The 17190-nt window shown below is 40.7% G+C and carries 15 protein-coding genes and 4 tRNA genes; 16 read left to right on the top strand and 3 right to left on the bottom strand.

The features are described from left to right. Nucleotides 1–27 precede the first annotated feature (27 nt). The 3 genes from EYR97_RS16310 to EYR97_RS16300 all read left to right on the top strand — a co-directional run bounded on the left by EYR97_RS16310 (nucleotide 28) and on the right by EYR97_RS16300 (nucleotide 1669). Entirely contained in the window at nucleotides 28–474 is a 447-nt protein-coding gene (locus EYR97_RS16310; protein WP_131094725.1) for a DoxX family protein, read from the top strand. Between the two features lie 146 nt (nucleotides 475–620). Continuing rightward, a complete protein-coding gene (locus EYR97_RS16305; RefSeq protein ID WP_131094724.1) occupies nucleotides 621–1430 on the top strand; it encodes a class III extradiol ring-cleavage dioxygenase in 810 nt (269 codons plus the stop codon). A gap of 147 nt (nucleotides 1431–1577) precedes the next feature. Continuing rightward, nucleotides 1578–1669 (top strand) — tRNA-Ser (locus EYR97_RS16300). A gap of 49 nt (nucleotides 1670–1718) precedes the next feature. Here EYR97_RS16300 and EYR97_RS22745 read toward each other — a convergent pair. Together EYR97_RS22745 and EYR97_RS16290 are read right to left on the bottom strand one after the other, a co-directional pair. After that, nucleotides 1719–1979 (bottom strand): Hpt domain-containing protein, encoded by a 261-nt coding sequence (locus EYR97_RS22745; RefSeq protein WP_404840975.1) that lies wholly within the window; start codon nucleotides 1977–1979, stop codon nucleotides 1719–1721. Then, nucleotides 1877–5239: a hybrid sensor histidine kinase/response regulator gene (locus tag EYR97_RS16290; RefSeq protein ID WP_131094723.1), complete on the bottom strand. Its 3363-nt coding sequence runs from the start codon at nucleotides 5237–5239 to the stop codon at nucleotides 1877–1879. Before EYR97_RS16290 ends, EYR97_RS22745 begins: the two co-directional genes overlap by 103 nt. Nucleotides 5240–5647: 408 nt before the next feature. On the opposite strand from EYR97_RS16290, the gene ovoA reads away from it, so the two are divergent. The 13 genes from ovoA to EYR97_RS16225 all read left to right on the top strand — a co-directional run bounded on the left by ovoA (nucleotide 5648) and on the right by EYR97_RS16225 (nucleotide 16175). Then, a complete protein-coding gene (ovoA, locus tag EYR97_RS16285) occupies nucleotides 5648–7759 on the top strand; it encodes a 5-histidylcysteine sulfoxide synthase (protein WP_131094722.1) in 2112 nt (703 codons plus the stop codon). 8 nt (nucleotides 7760–7767) lie between these two features. Further along, nucleotides 7768–9039: an aminotransferase class I/II-fold pyridoxal phosphate-dependent enzyme gene (locus EYR97_RS16280; RefSeq protein WP_131094721.1), complete on the top strand. Its 1272-nt coding sequence runs from the start codon at nucleotides 7768–7770 to the stop codon at nucleotides 9037–9039. A 174-nt stretch (nucleotides 9040–9213) separates the two neighbouring features. Next, the gene (locus EYR97_RS16275; RefSeq protein WP_131094720.1) at nucleotides 9214–9942 is read left to right on the top strand and encodes a pirin family protein; all 729 of its coding nucleotides are present in this window, start codon (nucleotides 9214–9216) and stop codon (nucleotides 9940–9942) included. Between the two features lie 174 nt (nucleotides 9943–10116). Further along, nucleotides 10117–10761: a UvrY/SirA/GacA family response regulator transcription factor gene (gene uvrY, locus EYR97_RS16270; protein ID WP_131094719.1), complete on the top strand. Its 645-nt coding sequence runs from the start codon at nucleotides 10117–10119 to the stop codon at nucleotides 10759–10761. 18 nt (nucleotides 10762–10779) lie between these two features. Continuing rightward, nucleotides 10780–12612 carry an excinuclease ABC subunit UvrC gene (gene uvrC / locus EYR97_RS16265; RefSeq protein ID WP_131094718.1) on the top strand — a complete coding sequence of 611 codons (1833 nt, stop codon included), beginning with the start codon at nucleotides 10780–10782 and terminating at the stop codon, nucleotides 12610–12612. Between the two features lie 112 nt (nucleotides 12613–12724). Then, a complete protein-coding gene (pgsA, locus tag EYR97_RS16260; RefSeq protein WP_131094717.1) occupies nucleotides 12725–13297 on the top strand; it encodes a CDP-diacylglycerol--glycerol-3-phosphate 3-phosphatidyltransferase in 573 nt (190 codons plus the stop codon). A 169-nt stretch (nucleotides 13298–13466) separates the two neighbouring features. Next, a tRNA-Gly gene (locus EYR97_RS16255) sits at nucleotides 13467–13542 on the top strand. Between the two features lie 42 nt (nucleotides 13543–13584). Next, nucleotides 13585–13658: transfer RNA gene (locus EYR97_RS16250), tRNA-Cys, on the top strand. Nucleotides 13659–13719: 61 nt separating this feature from the next. Then, a tRNA-Leu gene (locus EYR97_RS16245) sits at nucleotides 13720–13806 on the top strand. A gap of 237 nt (nucleotides 13807–14043) precedes the next feature. After that, nucleotides 14044–14619 carry a Panacea domain-containing protein gene (locus tag EYR97_RS16240; protein WP_131094716.1) on the top strand — a complete coding sequence of 192 codons (576 nt, stop codon included), beginning with the start codon at nucleotides 14044–14046 and terminating at the stop codon, nucleotides 14617–14619. Nucleotides 14620–14623: 4 nt separating this feature from the next. Further along, nucleotides 14624–15055, top strand: a complete 432-nt coding sequence (locus EYR97_RS16235; RefSeq protein ID WP_131094715.1) for a hypothetical protein — start codon at nucleotides 14624–14626, stop codon at nucleotides 15053–15055. Nucleotides 15056–15231: 176 nt separating this feature from the next. Next, nucleotides 15232–15660, top strand: coding sequence for a DUF6694 family lipoprotein (locus EYR97_RS16230; protein WP_131094714.1), 429 nt, complete (start codon nucleotides 15232–15234; stop codon nucleotides 15658–15660). A 74-nt stretch (nucleotides 15661–15734) separates the two neighbouring features. After that, nucleotides 15735–16175, top strand: coding sequence for a hypothetical protein (locus tag EYR97_RS16225; protein ID WP_131094713.1), 441 nt, complete (start codon nucleotides 15735–15737; stop codon nucleotides 16173–16175). Here EYR97_RS16225 and EYR97_RS16220 read toward each other — a convergent pair. Next, entirely contained in the window at nucleotides 16167–17189 is a 1023-nt protein-coding gene (locus tag EYR97_RS16220; RefSeq protein ID WP_131094712.1) for a phage integrase central domain-containing protein, read from the bottom strand. The genes EYR97_RS16225 and EYR97_RS16220 overlap by 9 nt on opposite strands. Nucleotide 17190 lies beyond the last annotated feature (1 nt).

Below are 17190 nucleotides of genomic sequence, written 5' to 3'. Positions count from 1 at the left end.
CGACATCGAAATATAGAGGAACGAACAATGAACAATTCACTTATTAAAAATATCCTTACTACAAATGACAGCTTCGCCAACTTGGTACTGCGCGTGCCAACCGGCATTATTTTAGCTGCTCATGGTTCACAAAAGCTTTTTGCATGGTTTGGTGGTTATGGTTTAGAAGGAACAGGGCAGTGGATGGAAAGTATTGGTCTTGCACCAGGCTTTTTGATGGCGCTATTAGCCGGTAGTGCAGAATTTTTTGGCGGTATTGCGCTTATTTTAGGTTTGCTTACACGACCAGCTGCCGCATTGAGTGCATTTACCATGGTAATTGCTATCTTCAGTGTGCATTTCTCAAATGGCTTGTTTATGAGCAATAACGGTTATGAATTTGCACTTTCTCTATTAGCTATTACTGCAGCACTGGCCATACAAGGCGGTGGCAAACTTTCATTAGATAAGGCCATTGCTAGTAAGTTTGAATAATTACTGCAATTTGAAGACTACTACTGTGATCTACAAAAGCAATCTATAAAAAGCTAAAAGTTCTTAACAAGCAGGTGAGGGCAAAGCCAACTCGCCTGCTTTGTTCTTAAAAAAATAATATCTACTTTGAATGTAAAGGTATCGACATGACTATCGTTTCAACTGCATATATATCCCATGGGGGAGGCCCTTTACCACTACTTGGTGATGAACGTCACATCGAAATGATTTCAACCCTTAAAACACTTGCTAACGACATAGGTAAACCAGAGCTAATTGTGGTGGTTAGTGCGCACTGGGAAGAAAGCAATATAACGATCACGTCAAATCCAGCGCCTGATTTGTATTACGACTATTATGGTTTTCCTGATGAGGCATACACGTTGAAATACAATGCACCTGGCCACAGTGGTTTTGCATCGTACCTTCGAAATGGGCTTGAAGCTCAAGGGGTAGATGCAGTTTTAGATGATAAACGCGGCTTTGACCACGGAATGTTTATACCGCTTAGTATTATGTATCCCGAGGCATACATTCCAACGGTACAAATATCGCTGAAGCGCTCTTTGAATCCACAAGAACATATTGTATTGGGAAACAAATTAACTGCGCTACTTACCGACAACGAGTTTGAACATATATTGGTCTTAGGGTCTGGATCGTCTTTTCATAACATGAAAGCGTTTTTCCAAAATACGCCTGAAACCTATAGAAAATCAAAAATGTTTGATGACTGGCTTCAAATAATACTTAGAGATTCCACGATTGAAGAGAGTAAGCGGGGATCTCAACTGAAGAATTGGTCGAGCGCACCACAAGCCAGGTTTGCTCACCCTCGCGAGGAACATTTATTGCCTTTGCACGTATGTTACGGGATAAATTCAACGGCAGCGGATAAAAGTTATACGCTAACGCTTTTAGATAAGCCTGCAAGTATGTTTTTGTGGCAGCGCTAAAACAGCTTAAACGCTTTTATATTGTCTATATTTTGACTGTAAAATCTAAAAATTAATCAGTTTGTTCATCTATTCGGCACTTGATTGATTTTATTCAAATTAGTGCTTTACAGAGCAAATAAAATCATTATTATACGCAGCACTTAAGGAGAGTTGGCAGAGCCCGGTTTAATGCACCTGACTTGAAATCAGACGTGGGGTCAAACCCACCGGGGGTTCGAATCCCTCACTCTCCGCCATATTCGATAAACCCGCACATTGTTGCGGGTTTTTTTATGGCTTAAATATTTAGCTGTGTTCCAATTCGTCATTAAACAACGCGATAGTATGTTGAAGGGTATTCTCTGCTTTGACAAACAATGCTGACAAGTGTTTTACATCTGTGTTTAATGCATTCTTCTCAATTTCTTCAAAATATTGTCTTCCCTTTGATGCACCGATGTCTCCTAAATTTCCCTTGATGGTATGTGCATAAAAGCGAATGTCTTCTCTATTGCCATCATGAAGTGCTTGCTGTAGCTTAGCTTTCTTATCTGGGTAGTCGTTAATAAAAGGGAAAGTAATTTATTGATAAGCACATTGTTTCCGCCCAGTCTGTCGACCATTCCATCTTTGTCCCATAATGGCGTATCTTCAACTTCCTCTTCCTGTGCTGCTTGTTCATCTATACTAGCTATGCGAAGCATAGTAGGTTTGCTTTTAGCAATATCTTTTAGTTCTTTTATCAAAACATCAGAGTCTACCGGTTTGGTTATGTAACCATTCATACCCGCTGAAATACACTTTTCATGCTCACCTTTTAGTGCATTTGCGGTCATTGCAATAATAGGTACACTGCGATAAAAATCACCGGCTTCGCCCAAACGTATATTGTGTGTTGCTTGATAACCATTCATCTTTGGCATATTGCAATCCATCAATATAGCGTCAAACGTTATCGTGTTGTCCTTTAACGCCGCTATCGCTAGTAGGCCATTTTCCACCGATACAACATGGTCACAGTAAGGCTCAGTGATATACATGGCTACTTGTCGATTTATTTCGTTGTCATCCACAATGAGTACATTTAAGTTTAGTTTTTTTGATTCAGAAACAGAGGGTGACAATTCGGTTGGTGAGGTAGCGAGTTTGGAAGGAATGGAAACTGTTACCGATGTTTCTATTGTTGATGAGTCGCCTGTAGCTGAATTATCAGGCAAGCCTTCATACACCGTTTCTGAAAACTCTGCGCTCTCTTGATTTAGAATATTTTTGATTAACTCGCTTCTGAAAGTAGGTAGTAATAACACTTTGCTCTCTTCAATGCGTTCGTCTTGCGGCAAATGATTTGTACAAACTTCGATAAGCACAGGGCGTTTGACTGCATTGCTATCCCACTGCGACCACAGTACTTTAAGCTTACTTTTCAAAGGATGCATGGCATCAATAAGCAATGCGTCATATAGTCCCAATTCGCTTTGCTGTGTTTCGCTGATACTTGGATTACACTGTCCTCCATGTGAAACAATTGTATTTTCGATATGTTGTTGCAATTGGTGTGAACTGAGCATTAAACCTACAGACTTTCCGTTTAGTTGATGCTTGTCTTCTTCTCGTTTCATTTCCCAACTTTCAAGGGACAGTTTAACTGTGAATACAGAGCCTTTACCTTGAATAGACTCTAACGTTAATTCACCATTAAGTAGCGATGTTAGTTCTTTACATATAGATAGCCCTAAACCGGTGCCACCGAAGCGTTCTGCTATGGACTCATCCGCCTGACTAAAGGCTTTAAATAATTTACGTTGATTTGCTGGTGATATTCCAATGCCGGTATCGGTCACCTTGAAATGAATGAACCCTTGATCGCCTATGACTTCACTCCAGGCAGTAATCTTGATAAAGCCTAAATCGGTAAATTTACTTGCGTTGCTAAGTAAATTATTAATTATTTGGGTTAAGCGAAGGGGGTCGCAGTAAATACTGCTAAAATTCAAATTATTGGTGTCAATATAAAACCCAAGCCCTTTTTTCTTGCTCTGGGTCGACATAGTTTCTGAAATTTTTTCTATTAGCGCTTCAGGGTTGAAGTTTGAGTAGTTAAGCTCAAGTTTACCGGCTTCAATTTTTGAAAGATCTAAAACATCGTTTATCAATTCACTAAGTGAGGCTACGCTATTGTCCGCCATTTTAATTAATTGCACTAACTTGGGGGATAGCACTTCTTTCTTCATTAAGGAAGTTGCCCCCACAATACCGTTGAGCGGAGTGCGCATTTCATGACTAATAGTAGAAATAAACTTAGACTTTAAATGGCTCACTTCCAGTGCTTTGTCACGAGCTTTTTGAAGTTCTGCTGTGCGTGTTTCTACTTTTCTTTCTAGTTCTTGGTGCGACTTGGTAAGTGCTAAAGAGGCAAGTTTTTCACTTGTAATATTATTAAATACAACGGCATATTTTGCATTTGTCTCTCTGTTTTGAATTGTACTTACCTTAATATTGAACCAGCGACCGCCTTCTATACCCATGTTCAGATGGAATTGATCTCTAAAGTTACCTCTGCCGTCAATATTTGCCTCAAGTTTTTTAATTGTTGATACTGCGCCAATGTTGAGTAATGTCTGTTTAAAAGATTTACCAACAACATTGTCATTATAAAGCGAGAACATATGCTCGAAAGCGCTATTGGCCGTATTAATGTTCCAGTTTTTATCAAGAGTAACAACACCTTCCTCTGCTACATCTACGGCTGCTTTGCTTTCTTCTGACTCAGACAAAAGCCGATTTAACTCATGGTTCTTTTTATTTAAATAGAATAAGGCTGATACCATTACAATAAGTACAATAGCCAAAATACTAAAGTTAGCCCACCACCGCTTGGAAAATTCGGCTTGAAAATACTTGTCACTAACCAATAAATAAAAATACAAGGTGCCGCCATTGGTTGATTGGGCAACGGTTATTTTGCCACCAGCTCCATATAGTAAACTATTAGTTAGCGTGCTCTTGTACGTACTAAGTTGGTTAGCGTGTTTAGCATCTACCGTTTCGTAAACGGTATCAAATGTTTGCTCTACAGCTAAATCTCGGCTAAATGCGAGGCCTTTATTTGGGTGTTGAATGAAACGTCTTTCATAGTCTAGTAAAATCACGTCGTAGTGTTTGTGAACAATATTCCTCATTTCCTCCAGTAAATATGACACATCGATATTGATAACAATTTCACCTAAAAATTCGTTTTCACTTGAGTAGAGAGGCTTCGCCATTCTAACCGTGGGTTGATAAGGAAAGGCTATCTGACCATTTTCTCTATTAAGGTCGATATAGGAAACAAATAAACCGTCCTCTTGAATGGTCTTAGTTTGGGTGAAGTAGTAGCGGTCGCTTTTATCTTGCAGATCGTTTGACTGTACTGTTCGAACGAAACCTTGGCTTCTTTCCACTCGAATGTATTCAAACCCCTCGGCATTCAATACCCTTAGCTGATAGTACTGAGGATGTTTACGTATAAATGATTTGAAAGTATCAATTGTTTGAGCCTTTAATTTGGCTTCTGAGATGTTCGTTTCAGGGTCTATTCCAGTGTTTGTATCTATGCGGTTCAAACTCTTTATTTGTGGCAGCTCATAGATAAATTCAATGTCATTTCGATATTGCTGATATTCACTGGTAAGTAAGTTCTCAACTTCCGCTGAATTTATTTGGATGTCTGTGCTAATTTCGTCAAATAAGGTGTTTTTAATCTGTTGTCCGGACACAAAACTAAGTCCTGCAATGATAACAACAATAATCACCAGTAAGGCATAATGAAACGATGTATTATTTTTCATTTACAAATTCGTATAGTCCCTCACTAATGGAGAGATTGATATCCAGTAGTAGATCAAAGGAGCGAAGGTAAACAATGCTTCTTTGGATTCATTATTAAATTTAGACCAAACTATCTGATAGGCAAAGGGTTTCAGATATTTATTTCAAAAGGGTTTTAGAGCACGAAAAAGTGTTTGGTGGATATTTACTGCAACCTTCTTTAGAACAGACATTCCTTTTTTTAACTTGATAGAGAACTACTAGTATGTTTTTTTACGTAACAAACGCTCAGTTAAGAAAATAAAAAAATGACGAGGTTTCATTGAAATTTTCGTCCTTGAAGTTCGGTCATTTGCCGTATGTGTTTCTCGTAAATAAAACGAATTTCTCATTTTGCTTGTCGTTCATCTTTTTTTCACGGAGTCAATATGTTCGCTAAACCAACGCTCAATTTAAAATCAGGCAGTATTTCGGATAAGCGAAAGGAAATAAAAGCTTATTTTATTGACTCGTTTAATACGTATGAATCACTTTTCTCTTGCTTAGCGAATGATGACGTATTTTACATGCAACCCGAAAAGTTAAGACATCCACTAATATTCTACTTTGGACATACGGCTACATTCTTTATCAATAAGTTGGTGTTAGCAAAAGCGATTAATGAGCGAATAAACCCAGAATTTGAAGCTTTGTTTGCAATTGGTGTAGATGAAATGAGCTGGGATGATCTGAATGAAGAAAATTATGCCTGGCCAACAGTCTCGGCTGTACGTGAGTATAGAAAGCAAGTGCGTACGCTGGTGTGTGATCTTATCGATACATTGAACTTTGCCATGCCCATTAACTGGGAGAGTGCTATGTGGCCCGTGATCATGGGAATTGAACATGAACGCATACATTTAGAAACTTCGTCTGTACTTATTCGCCAGTTACCTATTGCTTATGTTCAACCGAATGACGCATGGCCTTCATGCCAAGATATGGACATAGAGAATACACCAAACAACGCCTTGATAGAGGTTGCAAGAACTGAGATTACGGGTGACAAAGACTGGGACAGTGAGATTTATGGATGGGATAATGAATATGGCAACGTCAGTGAATCCGTTGCTAGTTTTCGCGCCTCAAAGTTTCTAGTATCTAATGGTGAGTTTTTGGCATTTGTAGAACATGGTGGCTATAACAACGCTTCTTATTGGGACAGTGAAGGAAATCAATGGCGCGAGTATACCAATGCACAACACCCTGCCTTTTGGATAAAAACGGATACTAGCTATCGTTACAGAAGTATGCTGTCTGAACATGTTTTGCCGTTAGATTGGCCGGTTGATGTTAATTATCACGAAGCGAAAGCATTTTGTAATTTCAAAAGCGAACAACTTGGGAAATCGATTCGCCTGCCTACTGAAAATGAATGGTTTGCACTTCGACAACAAGCAGGTGTTACTCAGTCTGTTTATTGCGATGGGTTTAATATAGGGCTTCAAAAGTATGCTTCAAGTGAACCTGTAACGCGTAATCAGTCAGGTGAGTTTTACGATGTAGTAGGGAACGTGTGGCAGTGGACTGAAACACCTATTTACCCGTTTGAAGGCTTTAAGGTACATCCTCTGTATGATGATTTCACTACGCCAACCTTCGACAATAAACACAATTTGATGAAAGGCGGCAGTTGGATTTCCACCGGCAATGAAGCAACAAAAGATGCTCGTTACGCATTTAGACGTCATTTCTTTCAACATGCCGGCTTTCGCTATGTAGAAAGCGACGTTGCTATTCAGGTTAACGATTTTGATTATGAAAGCGACACGCAGATATCGCAATACTGTGAGTTTCACTATGGTGATGAGTACTACGGTGTTAAGAATTTTGCCAAAGCAAGTGCTGATTTTTGTATAGATGTGGTACGTGAACATAACTCATCTGCTACTGGTAAGGCTCTGGATTTAGGCTGTGCGGTAGGAAGAGCCTCTTTCGAGTTGGCAAAATATTTTGCGCATGTAGATGGGGTGGACTTTTCTGCCCGATTTATCAATACGGCCACGCAAATGCAGGAGGCAGGAGAAATTCGATATCACTTAATAGAAGAAGGTGAATTAACATCGTTTAGATCTAGAAAGCTAGCAGCGTTAAATTTACACGAAACCGCCGCAAAAGTGCATTTTTCCCAAGGTGATGCTTGTAATTTAAAGCCTCAATTCACTGGGTATGACTTGATTTTCATGGGTAACTTAATTGATCGCGTATATAGTCCAAGAAAAGTGTTGGCTGATATGGCTGAACGCCTTAATGCGGGTGGCCTATTAATTTTGGCAAGCCCGTTTACTTGGCTTGAAGAATATACTGAAAAAAGTGAATGGCTTGGCGGCTATAAAGATGAAAATGGTGAAACGCTAACTTCTTCGCAAGCGCTAGAGCAAGTATTAGGAAAAGAATTTAAACGCATTGGTTCCCCCAACGATATTGAATTCGTTATTAGAGAAACAAAGCGAAAATTTCAACATACGTTGTCAGAATTCAATGTATTTCAAAAATTGTGACGGTTGTTATGCATCTTGATGAATCACCAGTACTAGCACTGATGTTAGAAAAGGTTGGGGAGAAGGCAAAACACCTAACGTCTGTATGGCAACATCAACCATTAGATAAGAGGCATTCCGGTAGACTTAAATTTTCTGCGTTGTCAACGCGGTTTCCATTAGCACCTGTGGATGCACTTGCCATGTGGATTGCCGACATGGATGTCGTGCCGCCAGCCTGTGCCTTTGAAGCCATTAACGCAGCTATGAATAAGAGTTTTGGCTACCAGAATACCGATATTAGAAGTTCTGTAAGCCGCTGGTATAACAAGGTTCATGCAAACATTGGGGGTTGTTTACCACCCGACAATATTGTGGATGTTACCAGCACGATAGCAGCGGTAAATATTGCATTGAGTACATTGTGCGAGCGGGAAGCACAGGTTTTGGTACTTACACCTACTTATGGGCCTTTAATTGAAGCCATTACACAAAATGGTATGAACGCCATATTTGCACCATTTGAAAAAGCGCTTGAGAAATTGACGCCTGACATTTCTGCTTGTGTGCTTTGTCACCCTAATAACCCTAATGGGGAAATGCTTTCTGCACAAACTCAAGCCGATATTATCGACTATTGTGAGAAGCACGATATCTTGTTAGTTGTAGATGAAGTACATAGTGAGTTTGGGTTTGTTAATGGAGTTCCCAGTTCAATATCGTGGTTTGGTGCTGAAGTAGGAAAAGCAATGTCAGACACTGTCATACACATCAACAGCACAGTAAAAGCATTTAATTTGGCCGGTATTCCTGGGGCTTCTTTTGCGGTAATCGCAGATGGGAAAAAAAGGCGATTATTCTCAGATGCAATTAATGCCAGACACTTAGCCGCAACATCACTATCTAAAGTGGCGTTAAATGCTGTATACGAAGACGGTGAGCATTGGTTAGCCCTCATTCGCAAGGCTATTGGTTTTAACCGACAATTGGTTAATGAATATCTTTGTTATTATGGCATCAAGGCCAGTGTCGATATGGGGCAAGCGGGCTTTTTCTTGTGGGTCAATTTAGTTTTCCCGAGCAGCTGTAATGGCCAGAACCCAAATGTCCAGAACCAGAGTGAACAGAACCAAAAGCACTTCAACCCTGCAACGTCATATAACGAGTGTATTGCAAGAGGTGTAATTGGCAACGATGGCAGTGAATTTGGCGCACCTGGCTATGCTCGACTTAATCTTGCTTGTCACCCTTCGGTCATTGAGCGAGCACTAAATCGCCTTTTCTTTTTAAATCCTGCTTAATAGAACGTTTAGCGTTAATAAATGAAATTTAATCCTAGAAAACAGTTCTTATAATCACTTCCATCATTTTAATACCAACAAAACCTTTGTGAGTTCTATAGGCATTTTATTCCTTCTTAAAGAAGTATGAGCTGAAACTTAGTGTTGGTTAGTCGCAATATAGGAACGAATTTTATGATGTATTTAAGAAAAGCGGGCGAGCGTGGGAACGTTAACTTGGGCTGGTTAGAAAGCCAACACAGTTTTTCATTCGGTCACTATTATGACCCCAAACATATGGGGTTCTCGGCACTGCGGGTAATTAACGATGATATTGTTCAAGCTGGACGTGGGTTTGAAACACATGGTCATCGAGATATGGAGATCATTTCTTATGTTGTTAGCGGTGCACTAAAACATAAGGACAGTACTGGGAATGAGTACATTGTACCTGCCGGCGATATACAGGTTATGAGCGCAGGGAAAGGAATAATGCATTCAGAATACAATCCGTCACAAGATGAATTAGTGAATTTCCTTCAAATATGGATTGTTCCCAACCAAAAAGGGGGAGAACCCAGTTATGCACAAAAAACAATTGGAAGTGCAACCACAGATGAAGCATCTGTAAGCCATTTAGAACTACTAGTAAGTGCTGACGGTAGAGAAAACTCTCTTAACATTAAGCAGGACGCAGCAATCAGTCGTGTTAAATTAGCAAACGATGAGCTTATTTCGTTAAAAACAGGAGCTCGCAAAGGATACCTACATATTATTAGTGGCAATGTACAAATATCTGTTCAAAGTGAGCCTTCGCCGGTAACACTTCGCGCAGGTGATGCGATTGGTATTTTTGAAAACGATGAAATTAACCTCAAAGCCGAAAGCGATTTAGTTGCATTATGGTTTGATTTGCCTAAATAAAACGCACTTAGATAAGCTATATCAATAATTTATTGGTAAATGGAGTATCTTGGCTTCACGAACGCATCACACATGCTATTATGGTCTGCTGAAATTGAGAGACAATACAATATTTTTCTAATATGTTCTCTCAATTCAGTTGTGCTGTTAACTGAAGTCAGTGAGATACGTAAAGTGATAAAAATAATCCTAGCAGATGATCACGATTTGGTCAGAACAGGGATACGCCGAATTTTGGAAGACGTTAACGATTTCACTATCGTTGCCGAGGCGAAAAATGGTGAAGATGCGGTACAGTTATGTCGTAAAAACGCGCCTGATGTGGTGCTGATGGACGTAAATATGCCTGGTATCGGTGGGTTAGAGGCTACTCGTAAAATTGCCCGAATGTCTGAAAATACCCGTGTTATATGTTTATCTATGCACAAAGAAAATCCAATACCTTTGCAAGTAATGGAAGCGGGAGCATTTGGCTTTCTAACTAAAGACGCCGAACCTAAAGAAGTTATTTTAGCAATTCATAAAGTCATGGCGGGTCAGAAATACCTTGAAGGTGAAATTGCCAATAGTATTGCTATTAGTAAATTGACCCCACACACCGAAAACCCTTTTGATGAACTATCTAGCAGAGAGCTTGATATTGCATTACGTCTGACCAAAGGACAGCGGGTTACCGATATAGCAAGTGAATTGAATATTAGTGCGAAAACGGTAAATACCTATCGCTATCGCATGTTTGAAAAGTTAGGCGTAACCTCTGACGTGGAACTTACGCACCTTGCGCTTAGGCACAAATTAATTGACTCAAACTTGTTATAGGCGTTATTGAAGCGCATTATGTCAAAGCGAGAATCCACCACTTTCGACTCTGCTGCTTTTCTCAAAAATTTAACCTCTCAACCTGGCGTGTACCGCATGTACAATGCTCAGGAAGAGGTCATTTATGTTGGAAAGGCTAAAAACCTTAAAAAGCGCGTAAGCAGTTATTTTCGCCTGAATCTTGATAACAGCAAAACCCGTTCACTGGTAAGTCAAATCACCAACATGGATGTGACGGTGGTAAATAGTGAAACTGAAGCGTTTCTGCTTGAAAATAATTTCATAAAGAAATACAAGCCACGATATAACGTGGTGATGCGTGATGATAAGTCCTATCCCTTCATCTTTTTGTCTGACCACGAACACCCTCGATTATCTTTTCACCGCGGCCCAAAAAAGAAAAAAGGGGAGTATTTTGGCCCTTACCCCAGTGCATGGTCGGTACGTGAAAGTTTGCGGTCAATGCAGAAAATATTTCCTGTAAGACAATGTGAAGACAGTTACTATCGCGCTAGAAGTCGCCCCTGTTTGCAATACCAAATGAAGCGTTGTAGTGCACCTTGTGTGGAAGGTCATGTCAGTGATGAAGAATACAAAGAGCAAGTAAACTTCGCGCGATTATTTCTTAAAGGTAAAAACCAACAAGTTATTGGTAGTTTGGTAGATAAAATGGAGAGGGCGAGTGAAGCGTTAAACTTTGAGTCTGCCGCTCGTTATCGCGATCAAATCAATGCGCTGCGCAAGGTGCAAGAAAGACAGTGGGTTGCGGGTACCCAAGATGAAATGGATGTATTTGGTTTTGCTTTTAAAGGCAATATGGCCTGCATTCAAGTTATGTTTATACGCGAAGGGCAACTATTAGGTAGCAAAGCATTCTTTCCAAAGGTCCCTAGCACTGCTGACGAACAAGAAGTATTTGAGTCTTTCTTTTTACAGTTTTATTTAGCTGGGAATAAAGTTATTCCTCGGCAAATTGTGATGGCGCACGAACTAAGCGATCATGAAGCAATAAATGCCTTACTTACCAGCGAAGCCGGCCACAAAGTTACTTTTTTCAAAGGCGCGCGAGAGGAGAAGCGACAGTACTTACAATTGGCACAATCAAACGCAGAAAATGCGTTGGACGCTCAATACAGTCAACAAAAGTCGGTGTTCGCTCGATATTTAGACCTAGAAGATGCACTTGAGGTTGATAAACCTATTCAACGAATGGAATGCTTTGATATTAGTCATACGTCAGGCCAGCAAACGGTTGCATCTTGTGTGGTATTCAATCGCGAAGGGCCACTTAAAAGTGACTATCGCCGCTATAACATAGAAGGTATTACACCGGGCGATGATTATGCTGCGATGGCACAAGCACTTAAACGTCGATATAAGTCAGTAAAAGAGGTGCAAAAAATACCCGACTTGTTATTGATTGATGGTGGGAAAGGGCAATTAGCTCAGGCAGAGTCGTTTTTTGAAGACTGGCCGCACGATAAAAAACCTATGCTTTTAGGTGTGGCGAAAGGCACTACGCGTAAGCCAGGGTTAGAAACCTTGATATTGGCAGGGAGTCATGATGTGGTTTCGATGGAGAGCCATTCTCCCGGATTACATTTGGTGCAGCATATAAGAGACGAGTCACACCGCTTTGCAATTACTGGTCACAGAGCAAGACGCCAAAAAGTAAAAACAACATCTAGCCTTGAAGGTATACCGGGAATAGGCGCTAAGCGACGTCAGGCGTTGTTAAAGTTTATGGGCGGTTTGCAAGGCCTTAAGAAGGCTAGCAAGGACGAAATTGCCAGTGTGCCAGGGATAAGTAAAGAGCTGGCTGAAACGATATACGATCACCTTCACCTTTAAATTACGTGTGTAGCAAGCAATGCATGTAAATTTAGGGTAATGTGTTACGAAAATGAAAGCTGTAAAGCTGCGCTAATCGCCCCAATGGGCAAAAATTTGAGATGTAAGTGTTATGTGGACTATTCCAAACTGTATTACTCTGTTTAGAGTAATTCTTATCCCCGTTTTCGTGGTGGTGTATTTTCTTGATTGGCGGTGGGCCCACGAAGCGGGGGCGTTTATTTTTTGGTTAGCAGCCATTACAGATTGGTTCGACGGCTATTTAGCGCGAAAGCTTCAGCAATCTACGCCATTTGGGGCGTTTCTAGACCCTGTAGCTGATAAGCTAATAGTAGGCGCTGCACTATTAATGATTACACATAGCTACGCCACCTTGTGGATCACTTTGCCATCTGTTGCACTTCTGATAAGAGAAATATACGTTTCAGCGCTACGCGAATGGATGGGGTCTAATGGTGTTCGCGAAGCGGTAAAAGTGTCTTTTATAGGAAAAGCGAAAACCACTGCACAAATGTTAGCCTTAATTGGATTACTTTCGGGCTTAGAAACGTTTATGGGCTTTCCAATTTACTGGGTAACCTTGGGTTATATACTTCTTTATATCGCTGCAGTGCTGTCAATTTGGTCAATGGTTGTTTATACAAAAGCAGCTTGGCCACACTTGCGCGGTAGTGTGGCACAGTGAAATTGATCGTACATTAATCAAAGTGAATAAAAAAATAGCAAACGATCATAAAAATACGCATTTATCTCAATTTTAACGTTTTTTCGTATTGACAGTTTTGATTGGGTAGGTAGAATGCACCCCACATTTCGAGAGGACATCACCGAAACGAAATGTGTGATTAAGGCATGCGGGAATAGCTCAGTTGGTAGAGCACGACCTTGCCAAGGTCGGGGTCGCGAGTTCGAATCTCGTTTCCCGCTCCAATCTTCTTAGAAGAGTGTTTTAATCAAGCGCCAGACGCATCTGGCGGAATGGCAGAATGGCTATGCAGCGGATTGCAAATCCGTCTATCTCGGTTCGACTCCGGGTTCCGCCTCCATAAAGCTGCACAGCGCAGCATCAGGTTCTACACCTGACACCTTGCTGAAAAGCAACCCGATGCCCGGGTGGTGAAATTGGTAGACACAAGGGATTTAAAATCCCTCGCTGGTAACAGCGTGCCGGTTCAAGTCCGGCCCCGGGCACCAATTATTATTCTAGTTAATACAATAACTTACGATATTTAACCCCGCATCACAAACCTCAGAAAAAACTCTATTCCTAATATTTCCTAATATTATTTCCTAATATTATTGCTCAAAAATTGCTATTTACTTTTCTTTCTGTCATCATCGCGCCGTTTTTTTATTGCGCTTTTTCTTGAAAAAACGCAATTAACAGGTATACATATATATAGGCTTTGTAAGGGATCACAAAGGATAGGAATGATAGAAAGCGGTATTTTCTCAGAAATTTTGGTAGCTCAGGCAGCACAGAAAGGCATTAAAGTTTGCCCTATGAAGCTGCAAAAATTGGCATATTATTGCCATGGTTATCATTTGTCGGTGACTGGAGAGCCTCTAGTTGCTGGAGAATTTCAGGCATGGCCTTATGGCCCTGTTCACCCTGATATATACCAGCAATATAAGCAGTTCGGAAATTCAGCAATCCCTGCACCTACTGAATGGCGTATGCCACCTAATATTTCTGAAACTATCATTGGAATTATCAACTTTGTGCTTGAAGAATTTGGTCGCTTGGGAGCATGGACTTTGAGCCAGAAAACACATAAAGAATCTCCGTGGTTGGCCCACTATGATTCCACTACGCAAACAGTAGACGGCCGGTTTATAGCGGAAAGTTCGATCAGCTGTTACTTCACAGGTGAACTAGTAAACGCTCAAGACAAAGAGCTTGCTATGATTATGGATTCAGCGGAAGAGACTAACGTTGTATCTATGCCTCCTTCCATATCTTCTGCTGAGGACTTTTCTAATTGGATTGATAACATAGAAGTTTAAATTTATGCAGCATGGATTCGCTTTTACAATTCACTCAATCAAACAGCTTAAAGGTTACCCGAACGAAGTGCGGGTGAAGCTATTTCAGAATTTTATAAATTACTTTAAAGCTGGCCACGACCCTTCTGCTTTGCCCGGGAAATATAAGCCTGACTGGGAAGCTAAATTCGTAACGTCCCCAATGGTTCAGGGGTTTATAGATCTTGCGAAAGAAAAAAATATCCACCACTATCATTTTGGATACAAAATGTATGAAGATGGGCGTGATGAGAAATACCCTGGCAACACATCTTCAGGTATCATCCATAACCGAATCGAAGAGGATGGAACGGAAACAAGGCACGTAATAATCGAGGTCTGCCTGAAACACCCTTCACCGTTTAAAACTCCGTGGAATCTTTACGATGATGCTGCACTTGTTGAAGTTGCCGGCTAAGGTTCGTTTGAAGTAGTCGTGGAATGTTGTTTAGTTTTAAATTTTAAAATTGTAAACGATGGATTTTCTATACTTGGCAATTCATTGCATTACGCCAGCAGAGAGCGAAACCAGTTTGCAGCTTTAGAGTTATAGTTACCATCACATCTCGAAAAAACCGAAAAAGGAATTTAGTTTTGAAGAAAATAATCATCGCCTGCCTCGTCTTAGCAATAACGGGCTGTTTTGGTCCTCCGAAGTTTGATTCATCTAACCAAGATTCGGCTAAGAAGTCCGCCTCGAAAATAATTGATACGCTCCCCGAAGCTGAAAAAGAGGAATTCGGAAAAGCTTTATTGTATTTTTCGATGGGAGGGGAATTAGGATTTAAAAGCCTAATGAAGGCCGCATTTGTTAGCAAGTCTGATGATGTCTCAAGAGAAGCTATACTAACTGATAATTTAAAAGTCATTGATGGTTTAACAGGTCAACAGATTTTAGAGATGTATCGCGTCAGACAGGAAGAAGACCGAATTAGTCGCGAAAAGCAAAAAGAAAAAAAGAAGAAGAGAGGAAAAAACAAGAGGATGAGCGAGCTAAGAAACAAGCTGAGCGAGAAAAAGTAACTGCTCTTAAAGCCGAAGCTGAGAAACTACTCAGAAGCGACGCCTTTGAAGAGGCGCTAGTTAAATATCGTGCGTTGAGTGAAATACCATCTGGTTTGGATGCTGCGGAACAAGGGATTGAAGCCACAACAAAAGCGATGGAAAAACTCTCGGCCGAAATGTCCTATATCGATAAAATTGAAATTACTGAGTTTCAAGCAAGACGCATCGATACAAACCGAGAAAAAGACATCCCAGCGGTCAGAATTTCTCTCAAGAACAACGGTGACCGTTCGCTGGATAAGGTTAAGGTCACAGTGTATTTCCAAGACAAAAATGGCAACACTATCTATGAGGAAGATTTTCACCCAGTATTTGTCACTAAATATTCCTTTAGCGGTAACGATAAGCCTTTGAAACCGGGCTATATAAAAGAAATGGAGCGCGATAAATTCTACACACTCGATACTGCTCTTTCTGCATGGGCGGAGGGTAAGGCTATCGCGAAGGTCACTGAAATAAAATTTTCAGACTAATTCGAACGACTTCGTTTTTTTACTCTCCACTGTAGGTACCACAGTTACTTTTCTGTCATATACTCGAACTTGGCTTTCTGTTTTGTGACCACTGGCCAGCTGCTTCTCGCCAACTGTTCCTTCAAAGTCACTAATACCTTTAGCTTTAATGTCATGGAAGGTGAAATCTAGCGGTAATTGGGTTTCTTCTCGCGCTTTAATAATAGTTTTGCGCCAGCGTTGATCAAAGCTTGCTACCGCAAAGGGGTGACCGTTCTTCTGGTGAAGCACGAACATGCTGAATACGTCAGGGTTTATTTCATTTGCTGTGCTTATAGCCTGGCGTAGTCGTGGACCCCATTCTTTGATTTGTTTCTTACCAGTTTTGCCTTGCTGTATAAATATACCGTCTTTGAGAAGCTGGCTTTGATGCAATTTGACTACGTCAGCCTTGCGAGCCATGCACAAATAGCTAATTTCCATTGCGGCCTTAACGACTGGACATGCTCTCTGATAAACTGCGTCATACTCGTAGTCTTCAATATAACGATCTCTCGCTTTCTCTTTGAATTGCTTAACGCCTTGGCAAGGGTTGTGCTGCACTTTGCCGCGTTCGTACGCCCAACGAAACACACGAGATAAAAACGCCTTGTGTCTATTCGCTTGGACCGGAGACTTTTGACCAAGGATATCCATGAACTTTCTTACATGAACAGGGGATACTGTATTTGGCTCCATTTTTCCAAACGCGCTAAGTATTTTTTTACTGTACTTCTGATAATCTTTACGTGTGTGTAACGATAATTCCCTGAAGTCAGCACTATTAAAGAACGTTTCGACTAGATGTTGAACTGTGTTCTTGTTATTTGCTATAGCCATATACTTTTCGTAAGCAACCCAAACTTCCGATTGTTTTGCATCTAAGCTACATAACCGAACAGCACCACCCCCTACCGGATGAAATTCATAAGCGCTTCGACCCTTGTATACTCTTTGGGGCATCCATTGATCTTCTACTTTACGTTTACGTGGCATA

It is taken from the genome of Alteromonas sp. KUL42 (assembly GCF_006538325.1).
GTDB lineage: Bacteria > Pseudomonadota > Gammaproteobacteria > Enterobacterales > Alteromonadaceae > Alteromonas.
This window is presented reverse-complemented; position numbering and strand designations above follow the sequence as displayed.